The 16,535-nt window shown below is 47.0% G+C and carries 19 protein-coding genes; all 19 read left to right on the forward strand.

What is annotated here, in order from left to right; translation table 11 throughout:
- Positions 1 to 6: 6 nt before the first annotated feature.
- Positions 7 to 534, forward strand: coding sequence for a hypothetical protein (locus tag OCV80_RS11270; RefSeq protein ID WP_002304315.1), 528 nt, complete (start codon positions 7 to 9; stop codon positions 532 to 534).
- Between the two features lie 54 nt (positions 535 to 588).
- Positions 589 to 1,230 (forward strand): DUF3846 domain-containing protein, encoded by a 642-nt coding sequence (locus OCV80_RS11275; RefSeq protein WP_002588969.1) that lies wholly within the window; start codon positions 589 to 591, stop codon positions 1,228 to 1,230.
- Positions 1,231 to 1,240: 10 nt separating this feature from the next.
- Positions 1,241 to 1,552 carry a DUF5720 family protein gene (locus tag OCV80_RS11280; RefSeq protein WP_002304317.1) on the forward strand — a complete coding sequence of 104 codons (312 nt, stop codon included), beginning with the start codon at positions 1,241 to 1,243 and terminating at the stop codon, positions 1,550 to 1,552.
- A 36-nt stretch (positions 1,553 to 1,588) separates the two neighbouring features.
- Positions 1,589 to 2,071, forward strand: a complete 483-nt coding sequence (locus OCV80_RS11285; protein WP_002304320.1) for a PcfB family protein — start codon at positions 1,589 to 1,591, stop codon at positions 2,069 to 2,071.
- Positions 2,071 to 3,822 carry a VirD4-like conjugal transfer protein, CD1115 family gene (locus OCV80_RS11290; RefSeq protein WP_002588968.1) on the forward strand — a complete coding sequence of 584 codons (1,752 nt, stop codon included), beginning with the start codon at positions 2,071 to 2,073 and terminating at the stop codon, positions 3,820 to 3,822. Before OCV80_RS11285 ends, OCV80_RS11290 begins: the two co-directional genes overlap by 1 nt.
- Before the next feature lie 12 nt (positions 3,823 to 3,834).
- Positions 3,835 to 4,155, forward strand: a complete 321-nt coding sequence (locus tag OCV80_RS11295; protein WP_002304332.1) for a hypothetical protein — start codon at positions 3,835 to 3,837, stop codon at positions 4,153 to 4,155.
- A gap of 5 nt (positions 4,156 to 4,160) precedes the next feature.
- Entirely contained in the window at positions 4,161 to 4,553 is a 393-nt protein-coding gene (locus tag OCV80_RS11300; RefSeq protein ID WP_002304334.1) for a helix-turn-helix domain-containing protein, read from the forward strand.
- An 83-nt stretch (positions 4,554 to 4,636) separates the two neighbouring features.
- Positions 4,637 to 4,852 carry a Maff2 family mobile element protein gene (locus OCV80_RS11305; protein WP_002576404.1) on the forward strand — a complete coding sequence of 72 codons (216 nt, stop codon included), beginning with the start codon at positions 4,637 to 4,639 and terminating at the stop codon, positions 4,850 to 4,852.
- A gap of 25 nt (positions 4,853 to 4,877) precedes the next feature.
- The gene (locus OCV80_RS11310; RefSeq protein WP_002304374.1) at positions 4,878 to 5,744 is read left to right on the forward strand and encodes a VirB6/TrbL-like conjugal transfer protein, CD1112 family; all 867 of its coding nucleotides are present in this window, start codon (positions 4,878 to 4,880) and stop codon (positions 5,742 to 5,744) included.
- Between the two features lie 17 nt (positions 5,745 to 5,761).
- On the forward strand, positions 5,762 to 6,196 hold the full coding sequence (locus tag OCV80_RS11315; protein ID WP_002304375.1) for a PrgI family protein: 435 nt from the start codon (positions 5,762 to 5,764) through the stop codon (positions 6,194 to 6,196).
- Positions 6,156 to 8,543, forward strand: a complete 2,388-nt coding sequence (locus OCV80_RS11320; protein ID WP_002588967.1) for a VirB4-like conjugal transfer ATPase, CD1110 family — start codon at positions 6,156 to 6,158, stop codon at positions 8,541 to 8,543. The genes OCV80_RS11315 and OCV80_RS11320 overlap by 41 nt, the downstream gene beginning before the upstream one ends.
- A gap of 3 nt (positions 8,544 to 8,546) precedes the next feature.
- The gene (locus OCV80_RS11325; RefSeq protein WP_002304377.1) at positions 8,547 to 10,283 is read left to right on the forward strand and encodes a C40 family peptidase; all 1,737 of its coding nucleotides are present in this window, start codon (positions 8,547 to 8,549) and stop codon (positions 10,281 to 10,283) included.
- 14 nt (positions 10,284 to 10,297) lie between these two features.
- Positions 10,298 to 10,555 (forward strand): DUF4315 family protein, encoded by a 258-nt coding sequence (locus tag OCV80_RS11330; RefSeq protein ID WP_002304378.1) that lies wholly within the window; start codon positions 10,298 to 10,300, stop codon positions 10,553 to 10,555.
- Positions 10,545 to 11,228 carry a DUF4366 domain-containing protein gene (locus OCV80_RS11335; protein WP_002578950.1) on the forward strand — a complete coding sequence of 228 codons (684 nt, stop codon included), beginning with the start codon at positions 10,545 to 10,547 and terminating at the stop codon, positions 11,226 to 11,228. Before OCV80_RS11330 ends, OCV80_RS11335 begins: the two co-directional genes overlap by 11 nt.
- 151 nt (positions 11,229 to 11,379) lie before the next feature.
- The gene (locus OCV80_RS11340; RefSeq protein ID WP_002304383.1) at positions 11,380 to 12,612 is read left to right on the forward strand and encodes an ATP-binding protein; all 1,233 of its coding nucleotides are present in this window, start codon (positions 11,380 to 11,382) and stop codon (positions 12,610 to 12,612) included.
- Between the two features lie 177 nt (positions 12,613 to 12,789).
- Positions 12,790 to 14,865 carry a DNA topoisomerase 3 gene (locus tag OCV80_RS11345; protein ID WP_002578949.1) on the forward strand — a complete coding sequence of 692 codons (2,076 nt, stop codon included), beginning with the start codon at positions 12,790 to 12,792 and terminating at the stop codon, positions 14,863 to 14,865.
- The gene (locus OCV80_RS11350; protein ID WP_002304387.1) at positions 14,862 to 15,707 is read left to right on the forward strand and encodes an LPD16 domain-containing protein; all 846 of its coding nucleotides are present in this window, start codon (positions 14,862 to 14,864) and stop codon (positions 15,705 to 15,707) included. Before OCV80_RS11345 ends, OCV80_RS11350 begins: the two co-directional genes overlap by 4 nt.
- 13 nt (positions 15,708 to 15,720) lie before the next feature.
- Positions 15,721 to 16,317, forward strand: a complete 597-nt coding sequence (locus OCV80_RS11355) for a YodL domain-containing protein (protein ID WP_002304389.1) — start codon at positions 15,721 to 15,723, stop codon at positions 16,315 to 16,317.
- Positions 16,317 to 16,520 carry a transposon-transfer assisting family protein gene (locus OCV80_RS11360; protein WP_015564218.1) on the forward strand — a complete coding sequence of 68 codons (204 nt, stop codon included), beginning with the start codon at positions 16,317 to 16,319 and terminating at the stop codon, positions 16,518 to 16,520. Before OCV80_RS11355 ends, OCV80_RS11360 begins: the two co-directional genes overlap by 1 nt.
- The last annotated feature ends 15 nt before the right edge of the window (positions 16,521 to 16,535 follow it).

Below are 16,535 nucleotides of genomic sequence, written 5' to 3' on the forward strand. Positions count from 1 at the left end.
TAAAAAATGTTTACACCCAAAAACATTCAGGGCGCTTTGGAAGAACTCTACGACCTTTGCGATCCTGATTATATGGTAGATATGCTCGTAAACTACAGTGAGGAGTTCGATGATATTTCTCCTGCGCTTCTGGCAAAGTCGTTTCAGAAAAATGCCGAGATGATTAGCGAGTATCGAGTATTGTCCTCTGCTGGTGAGGGTATCGACTATCAGGGAAAGGTACTTCTGAACAGCAGAGCCGTGCGGCTTCTGTCCTATGTAGAAGATATGAGCGGCGATGAAAAAGTTCGCACGATTCAGAGCAAGGAGCTGTGGTTAGCAGAAGATATGACATTCTATGTGGTGTCCTGTATGTCTACGATCACGATGGACAAGGAAGAAGCCATTTGTCTTAACGAACACCGCAGCGTGGTTACTACGGTGGAATGCGAGGACGATATTTTCTTCGACATGGGTTCCCTGATTTGCGAACTGGACGATATTTGCTTGTTCGAGCTTTTAGCCGATGTGGATGCGACTATTTATGAACTGTAACAGGTTCATGGATGGTCGCTTTTCTTATTTCCAAAGAAACGGAGGTATCGAAACTTGAAAGAATACGATGTGAAGATCACCGAAACCTTGGAGAAAACGGTTACGGTGCAAGCAGAATCTCACGATGCGGCAGAGGAACAGGTTAGAGCCGCTTATTACAATTCGGAGTACATTCTGGACTCCGAAAACTTTACCGGTGTTGCGTTCGGCACGACCGAGGAACGGGAGGTTCAGAAAGAACAGGCAGATACCATGAATGTGTTGCTGGTAAAGCCGTTCATGTATCCGCAGGCTGTGCAGATCGGCTGTGAGCTGGAGGATTTGCAGAAAGCCGTAGGTGGCGATATTGAGGCAACTTATCCGTTCAATGAGCCGGTTGCACTGGTGATGCACGACGAAGGTAAACTCGTAGGCAAAGAACTGAACCGTGCGCTGCGTGATGATGACGGCGATATTTATGACATTATCGCCGGTGATTTTCTGGTTGTGGGATTGGGCGAGGATGATTTTTGTTCTCTGTCCCCGGAACTGATGAAGCAGTTTGAGGAACACTTTCATCAGCCTGAGACTTTTGTACGCATGGGGCGCAGCATTATGGCGCTTCCCCTGCCGGATGACATGGTGAAGAAAGAAGATGCACCTGTCAAAGCTGATTCGGTTCCCCACAAAAGTAACCCTGACCGAGATGTTCTGTAAGGAGGTTCTTATGCAAAGAAATTCGACGATTGGAGAGCTGATGGAGCGAAAGCGGATTCAGGATGGTGCCAAGGAGTACCAGGGACATACCTATATGGACTTGGCACGATTTGATGACGCCACCAAGCACATGATTATTTTCGATGTGCTGACCGATGAATCGCCTGTCGGTTGGAAAGGCGAAAGAAATCGCCTGTATTTGAGCGATGTGGGTTATCAGAAGGCTCTGGATAACCAGAAAGCTGGCAATATCAAGATTATCAGCCATGCCGCAGTTGCCAAGGGCAATCTGTATTACGACCACAGAGATATGGCACGATAATCTGTTCACTCTACTGCTTGCAGGAGGTGATGAATCATGCAGGAAGAAGTTGAAAACAGAACAGTAAACCTGGCGATCAGCACAACCAAGCTGACGGGGCGCACTATCATTGCCGGTATCCGCAAGTATTTGCAGCACCGGGAAAAAGTGAAGATGAAAAAGGCACGAGACCCTGCCGTTCATGGAAAGCAATCCGTGAAACAGCTTTTGGGACAGAATCAGGGTGCTACGAATGTTGAGATCGACAAAGAGAGTATCCGTGATTTTGAAAAGCTCGCCAAGAAGTATGGCGTGGACTTTGCCGTAAGAAAAGATAAGTCCGTTGATCCTCCCCGGTTTCTTGTTTTTGTCCGTTCTAAAGATGCAGATGCTTTGGATGCAATCTGCAAGGAACATCAGGCAAGGGCATTAACCAAGAATGAAAAGCCGAGCGTTCTGGCGCAGCTGAAGAAGTTCAAGGAAATTGTCGCAGCGATTCCGAAGAAGGTTCGAGAGAAGAAACAGGAGCGTGATCTGTGATGGATAAGAGAAAAATGAAAAAGCTCCTGATTCTGAATTTACCGTATTTTCTGGTAGGGTTGTTCGCTACGAATTTAGGAGAAGCATGGAGATTGGCTGAGGGGGCAGATTCATCTGCGAAAATCCTCAGCTTTTTTCATGCCCTTCCGATAGCCCTGAACAATCCGTTTCCCAGCTTTCACCCGTTGGATTTGCTGATTGGTATTCTCTGCGGCGCAGGACTTCGGCTGGCTGTCTATCTAAAAGGCAAAAACGCAAAGAAGTACCGACACAATGTTGAGTACGGTTCTGCTCGTTGGGGAACGGCAAAAGATATTGAGCCGTTTATTGCACCAAAGTTCGAGGACAATGTGATCCTGACGAAAACGGAGCGGCTGATGATGAGCAATCGCCCGAAGAATCCTGCCAATGCCCGAAATAAGAATGTTCTGATTATCGGCGGTTCGGGTTCCGGTAAAACTCGCTTTTGGTTGAAGCCAAACCTTCTCCAGATGCACAGTTCCTATGTGGTCACTGACCCGAAAGGCAGCATCGTGATTGAGTGCGGCAACGCCCTTTTGAAGCATGGCTACACCATCAAGATTTTCAACACCATCAACTTTCAGAAGTCGATGCACTATAACCCATTTGCCTATATCCATTCAGAAAAAGACATTCTGAAACTGGTGACAACGCTGATTGCCAACACAAAGGGTGATGGAAAAGCCGGTGATGAGTTCTGGACGAAGGCGGAAACGCTGCTCTACTGTGCCTTGATCGGATATATCCACTATGAAGCTCCGGTTGAGGAACAGAATTTCTCCACCCTGATTGAGTTCCTGAACGCAATGGAGGTGCGGGAAGATGATGAGGAGTTCCAGAACCCGGTGGATCTGATGTTTGAAGCCCTGGAAAAGAAAAAGCCGAATCACTTTGCAGTCCGTCAGTATAAAAAATACAAGCTGGCTGCCGGCAAGACCGCTAAGTCGATTTTGATTTCCTGCGGCGCTCGTCTGGCTCCTTTTGATATTCAGGAGGTCAGAGATGTGACTGCCTATGACGAGTTGCAGTTGGATACTCTCGGAGATAAGAAAACGGCGCTCTTTCTGATTATGTCAGATACGGATGCGACGTTTAATTTTTTGATCTCCATGATTTACACACAGCTGTTCAACTTGTTGTGCGAGAAAGCAGATGATGTGTACGGCGGCAGACTGCCGGTTCATGTGCGCTGCTTGATTGATGAGATGGCAAACATCGGTCAGATTCCCAATCTGGAAAAACTGGTAGCGACAATCCGAAGCCGTGAAATATCGGCTTGCCTTGTTCTCCAGGCACAATCACAGCTGAAAGCCATTTATAAAGACAATGCCGATACCATCATCGGCAACATGGATTCCCGAATTTTCCTGGGTGGTTCTGAGCCAACCACGCTCAAAGAACTGAATCAGGCATTGGGAAAAGAAACTATCGACACCTACAACACCTCCAACACCAGAGGTAACAGCCCGTCTTACGGCTTGAATTATCAGAAGTTAGGCAAAGACCTTGCGAGCGTAGATGAGCTTGCGGTTCTGGATGGCAGCAAGTGTATTTTGCAGTTGCGTGGTGTCAGACCGTTTCTTTCTGACAAGTACGATCTGACGCAGCACCCCAATTATAAGTACACATCAGACTTTGATAAGAGAAATGAGTTCAACATTGAGCAGTTTCTGAGTCGAAGGTTGAAGCTCAAGGCAGGTGATGAGTTTGTGGTAGTCGATGCGGATTAAGGAGGTTTCTGTTTGGAAAATCTGAAAACGGTATCTGCCCTGGTTAAGAACATCTTGGAACACGACCACAAGGCAAGAAATACCGACAATCATTTGTACCTGATGGTACTGGAACACTATTCCGGTCTGCGTGGCATCGACATTCATGCCATGACGGTTCCTGTGTTTTTGAAGGAACTGGATAGACGCAGCTTTCCGGGGTTTGAAACTGTCCGCAGAAGCAGACAGAAAGTGCAGGCAACCTACCCTGACCTTGCTCCCAGTGAAGCCGTAGGCAAGCGCAGAGCAAAAAATGAGGTTGTATATCGAGAATTTGCAGAAAGCGAGGTGTAAAAAAAATGACTTGGTGGATCACGGATACCTCTATTGGGCAGCGATTGAAGTTCGTTAGACGATTTCGCCGCCTTACCCAGAAAGAGCTTGGACTCCTGATGGGGTATTCCGAGAAAACAGCGGATGTCCGTATTGCTCAGTATGAGAAAAACGCTCGAACCCCTAATGCAGAAACCACAGCGAAACTCGCAGAGGTTCTGAAGGTTTCACCTGTCGTTTTTTCACCGACAATCTGTGCTTCTCGTGAAGATTTGTTGCAGTCAATGTATTGGCTGTTTCTTATGAAAGGTGGTGGTGATATATATGATTGTGAAACTGAATATGCAAGAAGCAGAATGGAACAGAAACTTGGCGTGATAACCGTCGAGGAGTTCCTTGAAAAGATTCTCGTAAACTAAGCCTTCCGTCCGGTTTTGATGCCGGTAGTACGGAGGGCTTTTTCTATTCTCAAAACAATTTCAAATTTTAGGAGGAAAATATTATGGCATTTTTCAATAGCGCAGTAACCGTTCTTCAGACTCTCGTTATCGCTCTGGGCGCAGGTCTTGGCATCTGGGGTGCAATCAATCTGCTTGAGGGCTACGGCAACGATAACCCCGGCGCAAAGTCCCAGGGCATGAAGCAGCTCATGGCTGGCGGCGGTGTTGCCCTCATCGGCACCACCCTTGTACCTCTGCTCTCCGGACTGTTCGGTTAATCACAAAACAAGGAGGTAATCGCCTTTGGACAGCATACTCCAACAGATCACAGACTGGCTGAAAGAAATGCTCGTTTCAGCTATTATGGGAAATCTGTCGGGGATGTTTGAGTCCGTCAACAACCAGGTTGGCGAGATAGCAACCTCCGTTGGCATGACCCCGGCGAATTTTTCGCCGGGTGTCTTTGCCATGGTACGAAACATCTCCGAGTCAGTGATTATCCCAATCGCAGGCTTGATTCTGACCTTCATTGCCTGTTATGAGCTAATTCAGATGATTATTGACCACAACAATCTGGCAAATTTTGAAACCTGGATCTTCTTCAAATGGGTGTTCAAGACTTTTGTTGCGGTCATGTTAATCACAAACACATTCAATATCACGATGGCTGTGTTTGATGTGACACAGCACGTTATAAACGCAAGCGCCGGTATCATATCCGGAAATACTGCCATAGATGCTTCGGCATTGGAAACAATGGAAGAAACGCTGATGGCAATGGATTTGGGTCCTTTGCTCGGCTTGTTCCTGCAATCCTTTATCGTGCAGGTCACGATGTCCGCTTTGGCAATCATCATCTTTGTGATCGTCTACGGTCGAATGATTGAAATTTATCTGATGGTCAGCCTTGCCCCGATTCCGCTTTCCACTTTTGGAAACAGAGAACAGAGCAATATCGGACAGAATTATCTGCGTTCGCTGTTTGCAATCGGATTCCAGGGATTCCTGATTATGATCTGCGTGGGCATTTATGCGGTGCTGATTCAGTCTATCGCATTCAGTGATGACATCATCGGTTCTATCTGGGGTGTTATGGGCTACACCGTCCTTTTGTGCTTCACCCTGTTTAAGACTGGTTCGCTTGCGAAGGGTGTATTCAGCGCTCACTAAGGGAAGGAGGAAATTGTTTGGCAGCGTATATTCCCGTACCTCGTGACCTGACGAGGGTAAAAACAAAAGTGTTCTTCAATCTGACGAAACGGCAGTTACTTTGCTTTGGTGCGGCGGCGCTCATCGGAGTGCCGATTTTCTTTCTGGTCAAAGCAACCGGAAATGTGAGCCTTGCAGCACTGTCCATGATGATCGTCATGTTACCGTTGTTCTTTCTGGCAATGTATGAAAAGGATAGTCAGCCGTTGGAAGTGGTTGTAGAACACTTCATTCAGACCAAATTCGTTCGTCCCAAGGTTCGCCCTTATCAGACGGACAACTATTATGACGCTTTGATGCGTCAGTACAAACTGGAAAAGGAGGTTGAACGAATTGTTTTTCAAAAAGAAGCCACAGGCAAGAAACATCAAAATGCCTGCAAATCTGAATCGGAAGCAGCAGCGAGAAATTAAAGCTGTTGTGGAACGGGCAAAGAAGGACAACGGTATTCCGCAGACTGCACAGCAGTCCATTCCCTTTCAGAGAATGTTCCCGGATGGCATCTGCCGTGTCACTGACAGTTATTACACCAAGACCATTCAGTTTCAGGACATCAACTATCAGCTGGCACAGCAGGAAGATAAGACTGCCATCTTCGATGAGTGGTGCAGTTTCCTGAATTTCTTTGACAGCTCCATTCACTTTGAGCTTTCCTTTATGAACCTGAGTACCGATGCTGAAAGCTTTGAAAAGAGTATCCGTATCCCGTTCAAGAAGGACAGCTTCAATCCCGTCCGTGCCGAGTATAGCCAGATGCTGAAAAAGCAGTTGGCGCAGGGCAACAACGGCTTGACCAAAACCAAGTACCTGACATTCGGCATTGAAGCCGAATCCATGCGGCAGGCAAAGCCGAGACTCAACCATATCGAAAACGATCTGCTCAATAACTTTCGGCGTTTGGGTGTCATTGCCACTACCATGAACGGCAAAGAGCGGCTGCATCTGATGCACTCTATGTTCCACATGGGTGATAATGATAAGTTCTTCTTCGATTGGAAGTATCTTGTGGAATCCGGGCTGTCCGTAAAGGACTTCATTGCTCCGACGGCGTTTGCCTTTAAGACCAACCGCACCTTCCAGATGGGCAGTATCTTCGGTTCGATGTCTTATCTGGCAATTACGGCATCAGACCTGTCTGATCGTATGCTGGCGGATTTTCTGGATATGGAATCCACGCAGATCGTGACCATGCACATCCAGTCGGTTGACCAGACTGCGGCGATTAAGACCATCAAGAGAATCATCACCGAGCTTGACCGTTCCAAAATCGAGGAACAGAAAAAGGCTGTGCGTTCTGGCTATGACATGGACATTATCCCATCTGACCTTGCTACCTATGGTAAAGATGCGAAGTCACTTCTGAAAGAATTGCAGAGCCAGAATGAGCGAATGTTCATGGTGACATTTCTGGTGCTGAACACCGGGCGCACCGAGCAGGAACTGGAGAACAATGTGTTCCAGGCACAGAGCATCGCCCAGAAGCATAACTGCAATCTGCGTCGTTTGGATTTTCAGCAGGAATCCGGACTGATGAGCAGCCTGCCTTTGGCACAAAACCTGATTGAGATTCGTCGTGGCCTGACTACCAGTTCCACGGCTATTTTTGTGCCTTTCACCACGCAGGAGCTGTTCCAGAATGGTGGAGAAACGCTCTATTACGGGCTGAATGCTCTGTCGAACAACCTTATCATGGTGGACAGAAAGAAGCTCAAGAACCCCAACGGACTGATTCTGGGTACTCCCGGTTCCGGTAAATCCTTTTCCGCAAAGCGTGAAATCACCAATGCGTTCCTGGTTACGGATGACGATATTATCATCTGCGACCCCGAAGCGGAATATGCGGCTCTGGTTCACAAGTTCAATGGTCAGGTGGTAAAAATCAGCTCCTCCAGTACCAACTATATCAACCCTATGGACATCAACCTGAACTACTCTGAGGATGACAACCCGGTAGCACTGAAAGCTGATTTTATCCTGTCCCTCTGTGAGTTGATTATGGGCAGTAAGGATGGCTTGCAGCCTATCGAAAAGACGGTTATCGACCGTTGTGTGCATCAGATTTACCAGAGATATTTCGACAATCCTGCCCCTGAGAATATGCCGATCCTTGAGGATTTGTATGATGCCCTTCTGAAACAGGACGAAAAGGAAGCCCACCATGTAGCGACCGCCTTGGAAATCTATGTTAAGGGTTCTCTGAAACTGTTTAACAACAGAACCAATGTGGATATTCAGAATCGTCTGGTGTGCTTCGACATTAAGGAGCTGGGCAATCAGCTGAAAAAAATCGGTATGCTGATCGTTCAGGATCAGGTCTGGGGGCGTGTAACTGCCAACCGTTCTGCCGGTAAATCGACCAGATATTATATTGACGAGTTCCATCTGCTTCTGAAGGAAGAACAGACGGCAACCTATTCCGTAGAAATCTGGAAGCGATTCCGTAAATGGGGCGGCTTGCCGACCGGTATTACTCAGAATGTCAAAGACCTGCTTCGTTCCCCGGAGATTGCCAACATCCTCGAAAACTCTGATTTCATCTATATGCTGAATCAGGCAAGCGATGACCGAAGTATTCTGGCACAGCGGTTGAACATTTCGCCGCATCAGCTGTCCTATGTAACCAACTCCGGTGAGGGCGAAGGACTTCTGTTCTATGGCAATGTGATTCTGCCGTTCATTGACCGATTCCCGACAGATCTGGAACTGTATCGCATTATGACCACGAAGTTAAACGAGGTGGCACAGGAAAAGGAGGCGTAATGTATGGCGAAAAGACCTACACGACTCCGTTTTACCGAAGATGACCTTGCAGATTCTCATGTGAAGAAAGCTGCCGACCGTGCAGATAAGGCGGTTGATAGGGCTGAAAAAGCGGCAGACAAATTGGCTTCTAAAAAGGCAAAGCCGAAGCTAAAGCTGGAAACAGATGCAGCCGGTTCCCGTAAAGCAAAGCTCCGTTTTGAAAAAGCGGAGTTTACGGAAATCGAGCGCCCATCTGTGGCAAAGCACATGGCAAGCCGTGGTGCCGCAGTCACGCTCACATCCAAAGCACATCGGGCGGTGTCAGAATATGAGGATGATAATATCGGCGTTCAGGCTGTGCAGGAAACGACCAAGGCTGTTGAATCCACTGTCTATACCGTCGATCATGCCGTTTACAGTCACAAGCTGAAAGCCTACGACAAGGCGGAAAAGCTGGTTGAGAAGTCAGATAAAGCAAATGTAAATGCCCTGTATGAGAAGTTCAAAAAGGACAACCCCGATGCCGGTTCCAATCCCTTTTCCCGTTGGCAACAGAAAAGGGCAATCAAGAAAGAATATGCTGCCGCCAAAGCCGGTAAGAATACCGCTTCGACAACGGCTTCTGCATCTAAGGGTGCAGGCAAGGCAACGGGCAAAGCAGCTCAGGGAGCCAAGAACATCACAGAAAGAGTAACGGAGTTCTGCACCACACACTCTAAAACGATTCTGTTTGTTTTGATTGCCGGACTGCTTTTTATGATACTCTCAGGGATGTTCTCGTCTTGTTCGGCTATGTTCCAAGGCGGCACACAGATCATTCTGGGAACTTCTTTTACTGCAAAAGAGGAAGATATTATTGGTGCGGACAATGATTACAAGGCTTTGGAAGCTGCGCTCCGCAATAAAATCAATAATATCGAGCGTACTCATAGCGGATATGACGAGTACCGGTATGACCTTGATGAAATCAACCACAATCCTTATGAGCTGGCGGCGTATTTGACGGTGAAGTTTGAGGATTACACCAGAGATGAGGTGCAGGCTACCCTGCAATGGCTATTTGAGCAACAATATGAGCTGACCCTGACGGAAGTAGTAGAGATTCGTACACGAACAACATCTTCTACTGATCCCGAAACGGGAGAGACAACAACAGAGGAAGAAGATTACGAATATTATATTCTGAATGTGAAGCTCAGAAATAAGGGCTTGAACAGTGTGATTTCAAATTCCGGCTTGTCGGAAGATGATATGGAGCGATATAGAATTTTGCTTCAGACAAGGGGCAACAGACCGGATATTTTCGGAAATGACATTTACGCCACCCCTGGCGGCGAGTACACCGATTATGATATTCCGGGCGAAGCGCTGACAGACACAAGATTTGCCAATATGATTCGGGAAGCTGAAAAATATCTGGGATACCCGTATGTGTGGGGCGGCAGCAGCCCGTCTACCTCCTTTGACTGCTCCGGATTTGTTTCCTATGTAATCAATCACTGCGGAAACGGTTGGAGTGTTGGTCGTTTGACCGCAAACGGTTTGATGGGCGTATGCGACATTATCCCGAAAAGCTCTGCCAAACCGGGAGATTTGATTTTCTTCCAAGGCACTTATGATACCTCCGGTGCATCACACGTTGGTATCTATGTTGGCAATGGTATGATGATCCACTGCGGAAACCCCATTTCCTACGCTTCTATCGAATCGAATTACTGGCAACAGCATTTTTACTGCTTCGGCAGAATCAGAAACTAAAGGAGGGATGGCGATTGAGTGCCAAGTTAGACAGAATAGGTGCAGACCTTGAAAAAGCCCGTAAGAAACGGGCAGAATGGGATGCTAAGGTGAAAGACCTGGAACGCAGATACCGTGAGGAGGAAAATTCCGAAATCCATGAGATGGTTCATGCTGCGAACCTGAATCCCGAACAGCTTTCCGAGCTGCTCCGTATGTTTGCTGCGGATATGGCTCCGAAGCCTGATACGATCAATACTATGAATGAGGAGGAAACGCAGAATGAGATTTAAGAAAATTGGAGCCGCATTGCTGGCGTGTGCAATGTGTTTTGGCGTGTTTTCTACAACGGCATTTGCCTATGTAGATGAAAGCGTAGCGACTGAAGAACCTGCGGTCGAAGAAAAAGTTCCCGAAACAGAGCCGGAGGAGCCGATGCTACCGCTTACTCCCGACGGCAATCTGACTTTGGTTGATGACGCTGGCTCGCCTACGAAAAGCGGAAAGCAGTTCATTACCGCTGTAACCAAAAACGGAAACTACTTCTATATCATCATTGACCGTGATGATAAGGGCGAGGAAACCGTGCATTTTCTGAATCAGGTGGATGAAGCCGACCTGCTCAAGCTGATGGACGAGGAAGAAGTTGCAGAGTTCACCAAGCCGGTTGAGGAAACAAAGCCGGAAGTAGTTGAAACAGTTCCTGAAATTACAGAACCGACACCGGAGGAAAAGCCGAAATCCACAAATATGCTCCCGGCGATTCTTACTCTGATTGTGCTTGCCTGTGGTGGTGGATTCTTCGTATTTAAGAAAGTCCAGGAAAAGAAGAAGGCACAGGAAGCGGCAAAGCCTGACCCAGATGCTGATTATGTGGACGATGACGAGGACTATGGGTACGATCCGGAGTTTGAGGACGACGATGAAGATAGCTCCGTCGATGAAGATGATAATGAACCTGTGTAAACAGGATAGGCTTGATGCCTGGGGCAGCCTTCGGGTTGCCTTTACATAGTTTCCGCTTTCAAAAAATAAAAAAATTTGCGTTTTTGAAAGTGACATCTTGCATATACTATTAGCAGACAGTATAATAAGTACAGCGAAGCGGTTTCGAGAAATGAAAAAACTTCAATTTTTGAAAGCGGGTGACTATATGAAAACAATCACGAGAGCAAAATATCTCGATAGAATCATTGAACTGAATGGTACTCCTGACATCAAGATCATCACGGGCATTCGTCGATCTGGTAAGTCCAAATTGATGCAGGCGTATATTGCGTATCTGAAAAGCAATTTTGAAAACATCAATATTATCTTCATCGACTTCATGGATTTGGCGTATGAAGAAATCAAGGAATACCATGCCTTACACGCCTATGTGGAAGAACATTATCAGGAAGGAAAAACGAACTACCTGTTTGTAGACGAGGTTCAGATGTGTCCCAAGTTTGAGTTGGCAATCAATAGCCTGTACTCTAAGGGAAAATACGACATCTATGTAACAGGCTCTAATGCTTTCCTGTTGAGTGCAGATCTGGCAACTCTGTTTACCGGACGCTATATTGAAATTCATGTGTTTCCTTTCAGCTTCCAGGAATATTGCCAGTATTATGATGATATTAGTGACAAAGATAAGCTCTTTGATGAGTACGCTATCAAGGGCGGTTTAGCAGGTTCCTATGCTTATAGAACCGAAAAAGACAGAACAAACTATATCAAAGAGGTCTACGAAACGATTGTTACAAGGGATTTGGTACAGAAATATACTCTCCCGGACACTTTGGTTTTACAACGTCTGAGCGAGTTCCTTATGGATAATATCAGCAACCTGACTTCTCCGAATAAGGTCAGTCAGCTACTGACAGCAAATGAGACTCCAACCAATCATGTAACCGTCGGCAAGTACATTAAGTATTTGTGCAATGCTTTTGTATTTTATGATATTAAGAGATATGACATCCGAGGTAAGAAATACCTTGAAAGCTCTGAAAAGTTCTATTTGTGTGACAGCGGTATTCGATATGCAATACTGGGAAGCAGAAATATAGACTATGGCAGAGTATATGAAAACGTTGTTTGTATCGAGCTTCTTCGCCGTGGATATGATGTCTATGTCGGCAAGCTCTATCAAAAGGAAATCGACTTTGTTGCTCAGAGAGGTAGCGAAAAGATTTATATTCAGGTCAGCGACAACATTTCCGGGCAGGAAACATTTGAGAGAGAATGCTCTCCTCTGCTTCAGATTCGAGACGCTTATCCGAAAATGATTATTGCCAGAACCAAACATCCCCAATATAGCTATGAAGGAATCGAAATTCACGATATAGCCGATTGGTTGCTACAAGAATAAGCAAGGTGAAATATCTCCGTCATTCTCTTTTGAAATGATGGAGATATTTTTATTATGACGGAGATTGTAGAACAGAAAATTGTATCAGGTTGCAAAAATCCTTTCCGAACTTTTTACATAGCAGTCATGCACTACGGTGTGTGGCTGCTTATTTTTTTGTGAAAGGAGCAGATGCAAATGAAATTAGTTTTGGCTGAAAAGCCTTCGGTTGCACAGAGTATTGCCAAAGTGTTAGGTGCTGCCAAGCGTGAGGATGGCTACTTAGAGGGAAACGGATATGTGGTCAGCTGGTGTGTAGGGCATTTGGTGGAGCTGGCACAGCCGGAAGTCTATGATGCGAAGTACAGCAAATGGGCTTATGCAGACCTTCCTATCTTCCCGATGGACTGGCAGTATGAGGTTTCTGCCGGTACGAAAAAACAGTTTGGGATTCTGAAAAAGCTCATGGCCAGAGAAGATGTTGCGAGTCTTGTGTGTGCAACAGATGCCGGTCGTGAGGGCGAGCTGATCTTTCGGTTGGTGTACCACAAAGCCGGGTGCAGAAAGCCGTTTGAGCGGCTTTGGATTTCCTCGATGGAAGATGTAGCAATCAAGGAGGGCTTTGAAAATCTCAGGTCTGGAACGGAATATGATGCTTTGTATGAAGCAGCACTGTGTCGAGAACGAGCCGACTGGATTGTTGGTATTAACGCTACTCGACTTTTTTCGACCCTTTACGGGCAGACCCTGAATGTTGGTCGTGTTATGACCCCTACCCTTGCTATGGCTGTTATGCGAGAAGCTGCCATTTCCGCATTCAAGCCTGAACTGTTCTACACAGTTCAGATTGGATTGGATGGTTTTACGGCTGCAAGCGAACGCTTCAAAACCAAGGCAGCAGCCGAAGCTGTCAAACAAAGCTGTTCGGTGGCAATCGTTCAGAAAGCTGAATGTAAGGAGAAAACAGAAAAGCCGCCTGCGCTCTATGACCTGACCAGTTTACAGAGAGAAGCCAACCGTGTGCTTGGCTACACGGCACAGCAGACCTTGGACTACACGCAGAACCTCTATGAAAAGAAACTGGTCACTTATCCCCGTACCGACAGCAGGTTTCTGACGGAAGATATGGCACATAGCCTGACCGACCTCGTAAAGCTGGCTTTCCACACATTCCCCGTGGAGGATGTGGATAACATACCAGTTCATGCAGAGCAGGTTGTGAATAACAAAAAGGTCACAGATCACCATGCCATCATTCCGACCAGAGAATTGCAGAAATGCAATCTGAGCGAACTTCCCAAGGGTGAACTTGCAATTTTGCAACTGATCTCGAATCGGTTGTGCGTAGCTGTTGGCGATCCGCACCGATACGCAGAGACAGTTATTGAGCTGGACTGTGGCGGTACCGTGTTTTCCACCAAAGGCAAAACTGTTGTGCAGGATGGATGGAAAGCTCTGGTTCAGAAAAATGATTCGACAAAATCCGACGAAAACGTGCAGACACTCCCTTCTGTTTCCGTTGGTGACGAAATGACCGTCAGCGGCACGGAAATCAAGGAAGGGAAAACATCTCCCCCTAAACACTTTACCGAGGATACTCTGCTTTCTGCTATGGAAACTGCCGGTGCGGACGAAATGCCTGATGAGGTGGAGCGCAAAGGTTTGGGAACGCCTGCGACCCGTGCCGGTATCATTGAGAAGCTGGTTCGCATCGGTTTTCTGGAGCGTAAGGGTGATAAGAAAACCAAACACCTGATTCCGACCCACAAGGGTACGGCTCTGGTAACAGTCATGCCGGAACAGATTCAGTCCCCATCCATGACGGCGGATTGGGAAGAAAAATTGTTGCTCATTGAGAAAGGCGAATATGCCAGCGAGGACTTTATGGACGAGATCAAAGATGTGATTGCCGGTCTGATTCAGAACTATGAAGTAATCCGTGATTCCGAGGTTATGATGTCGAAAGAAGCCAATTCTATCGGCAAATGCCCGCTCTGCGGCAGTGCTGTAGAGGACAAAGCCAAGGCATTTTTCTGTTCCAACAGAGCTTGCAAATTTGCCCTCTGGAAAAACAATCGCTACTTTGCGAGCATCGGCAAGAGCATGACTTCTGCCACGGCGCAGAAATTGCTTGGTTCCGGCAAGGTAAAGCTCAAGAATTGCAAGTCCGAAAGAACGGGCAACACCTTTGATGCCACCGTCTTTATGGAGGTATCAGATGATGGCAAAACGAAGTTCAGTATGGAATTTGAAAATGGAGGAAAGCGCAAATGACAAATGAGTACAACCCGGATGGTAAGGAAATCCGATTTATCGACAGCCATTATAAGGATTTGTTTCATATCCCCGATGGCAGCTGTGTGCAGATTCACTACCCGGATGAAATGGTTGTGAAGCCCTGCACCTTCATTGACGAGTATCATACGCAGATCGGATACAATGTGTTTCATATCTGCCAGTTTGCAGAAATTATGGAGCGCAACGGCGCAAGCTATATGCCGGAGCCTGAGATTATGGGCGATGAAGCCGCATGGAAGGTCGGAAAGGATAGAATCCTTGCGGTGCAGACCTGCGAAGATGGTTACGACTACACCCTGTTGGATGAAAACTACAACGAGATTGATGGCGGTCAGGTTGATAACCCTGAACTGTCCATGCTCGAAGTCCGCCGGGATATTCTGGAATCCTTCGGGCTGGAGCGCCGGGAACTGCGGGCAATGTTCTATGAGGATGTCATGGAGCAGGCTTTTGAAGTCGGCAGACAGGCGGTGGTGGTCAATGACCCTATCGCTGAGCTTGCTTTTAAGCTCGACCGTTTTGCAGAGAACTTCGACCCCTATGAATATATGGATCAGGTCGATGATGTGCAGGCGCATATCCAAGAAATCAAGGCAGATCTTGCCGCTGGTAATACGGCTCCGTATCGTGAGTTCCTGAATACAGCCATTGAAGAAGCCCGTGAGGAAACTGCGGTTGAGGTTGCCAAAGTGCTGAAAAGTCAGCTGGATAAGCTCGACTCTCCGAAGCGTGAGTCGGTCATGGAAAAACTGGCACAGGCCGCAGAAAAAGCTGCGCCTGCCAGTCCCTCTCCCAAACGCAAAGAGCCTGAACGATAAGGAGGACACGGATATGAAAAACGAAAAATGGGATGATGTTCACGGAAATACCACCCCGGATGACAGAATGGTTGCTTTTCTGGAAAGCCCCACGGATTCCTATGCGATTCTTCAGCTGCGGGAAGATGTAGACGATAATATCCCGCTCATGTTTGCAAATTACAGCTACCTTCAGAAGAAAGAAATGGAGCCTGAGATTGACCGTTACGAGGTGGTCTATCATGGCTCCATTTCTATGTCCGAGGATGTGAATCGGCAGCTGGAAGATTTGTATGTAAAGTTCAATATTGACCACCCGGATGATTTCCGTGGTCACAGTATGTCGGTCAGCGACATCGTAGCCTTAAAGGTAGTCGGTGAGGTATCCTTTCACTATGTAGATTCTGTTGGGTTTCAGAAGCTGGAAAACTTTATGAAGTCCGAAAACTACCTGAAAAACGCAGAGATGGCAATGGAAGATGATTATGGGATGATTGACGGTATCATCAATAACGGAAAAGCGTCCGGATTAGAGGAACGTCCTTCGGTGTTGGAGCAGTTAAAGGAAAAGCCCGTGCCGGATGTTTCCCATAAGCCGCCCAAGAGCCACCCGGAAAGGGAGATTGAATGATGGATTTCACACAGGATGAGCGGAACATGATGATGCTTTACAGCCCTGGCACAAGGTCAGGGCTGTGTGAAGCACTGACACTGATGAAGGAACAGCTTTCGGAGGACGAGTCAGAGCTTTTTGCTTTGGCAGACTCGGTTCTCCGTAAAGTTTCAGCCATGGACGATGCCGCCTTTGAGAAGCTGAACCTTTATCCGGATTGATAGGATTGGAGGGAT

It is taken from the genome of Oscillibacter acetigenes (assembly GCF_025567605.1).
GTDB classification, from domain to species: Bacteria; Bacillota; Clostridia; order Oscillospirales; family Oscillospiraceae; genus Oscillibacter; species Oscillibacter welbionis.

What these genes read in the sequence shown, in the direction of transcription:
- OCV80_RS11270 (WP_002304315.1), top strand. Translation starts at nt 7, where the DNA reads ATGTTTACACCCAAAAACATTCAGGGCGCTTTGGAAGAACTCTACGAC.
- OCV80_RS11305 (WP_002576404.1), top strand. Translation starts at nt 4,637, where the DNA reads ATGGCATTTTTCAATAGCGCAGTAACCGTTCTTCAGACTCTCGTTATC.
- OCV80_RS11325 (WP_002304377.1), top strand. Translation starts at nt 8,547, where the DNA reads ATGGCGAAAAGACCTACACGACTCCGTTTTACCGAAGATGACCTTGCA.
- OCV80_RS11360 (WP_015564218.1), top strand. Translation starts at nt 16,317, where the DNA reads ATGGATTTCACACAGGATGAGCGGAACATGATGATGCTTTACAGCCCT.
- OCV80_RS11340 (WP_002304383.1), top strand. Translation starts at nt 11,380, where the DNA reads ATGAAAAAACTTCAATTTTTGAAAGCGGGTGACTATATGAAAACAATC.
- OCV80_RS11355 (WP_002304389.1), top strand. Translation starts at nt 15,721, where the DNA reads ATGAAAAACGAAAAATGGGATGATGTTCACGGAAATACCACCCCGGAT.
- OCV80_RS11280 (WP_002304317.1), top strand. Translation starts at nt 1,241, where the DNA reads ATGCAAAGAAATTCGACGATTGGAGAGCTGATGGAGCGAAAGCGGATT.
- OCV80_RS11345 (WP_002578949.1), top strand. Translation starts at nt 12,790, where the DNA reads ATGAAATTAGTTTTGGCTGAAAAGCCTTCGGTTGCACAGAGTATTGCC.
- OCV80_RS11350 (WP_002304387.1), top strand. Translation starts at nt 14,862, where the DNA reads ATGACAAATGAGTACAACCCGGATGGTAAGGAAATCCGATTTATCGAC.
- OCV80_RS11300 (WP_002304334.1), top strand. Translation starts at nt 4,161, where the DNA reads ATGACTTGGTGGATCACGGATACCTCTATTGGGCAGCGATTGAAGTTC.
- OCV80_RS11335 (WP_002578950.1), top strand. Translation starts at nt 10,545, where the DNA reads ATGAGATTTAAGAAAATTGGAGCCGCATTGCTGGCGTGTGCAATGTGT.
- OCV80_RS11285 (WP_002304320.1), top strand. Translation starts at nt 1,589, where the DNA reads ATGCAGGAAGAAGTTGAAAACAGAACAGTAAACCTGGCGATCAGCACA.
- OCV80_RS11320 (WP_002588967.1), top strand. Translation starts at nt 6,156, where the DNA reads ATGCCTGCAAATCTGAATCGGAAGCAGCAGCGAGAAATTAAAGCTGTT.
- OCV80_RS11290 (WP_002588968.1), top strand. Translation starts at nt 2,071, where the DNA reads ATGGATAAGAGAAAAATGAAAAAGCTCCTGATTCTGAATTTACCGTAT.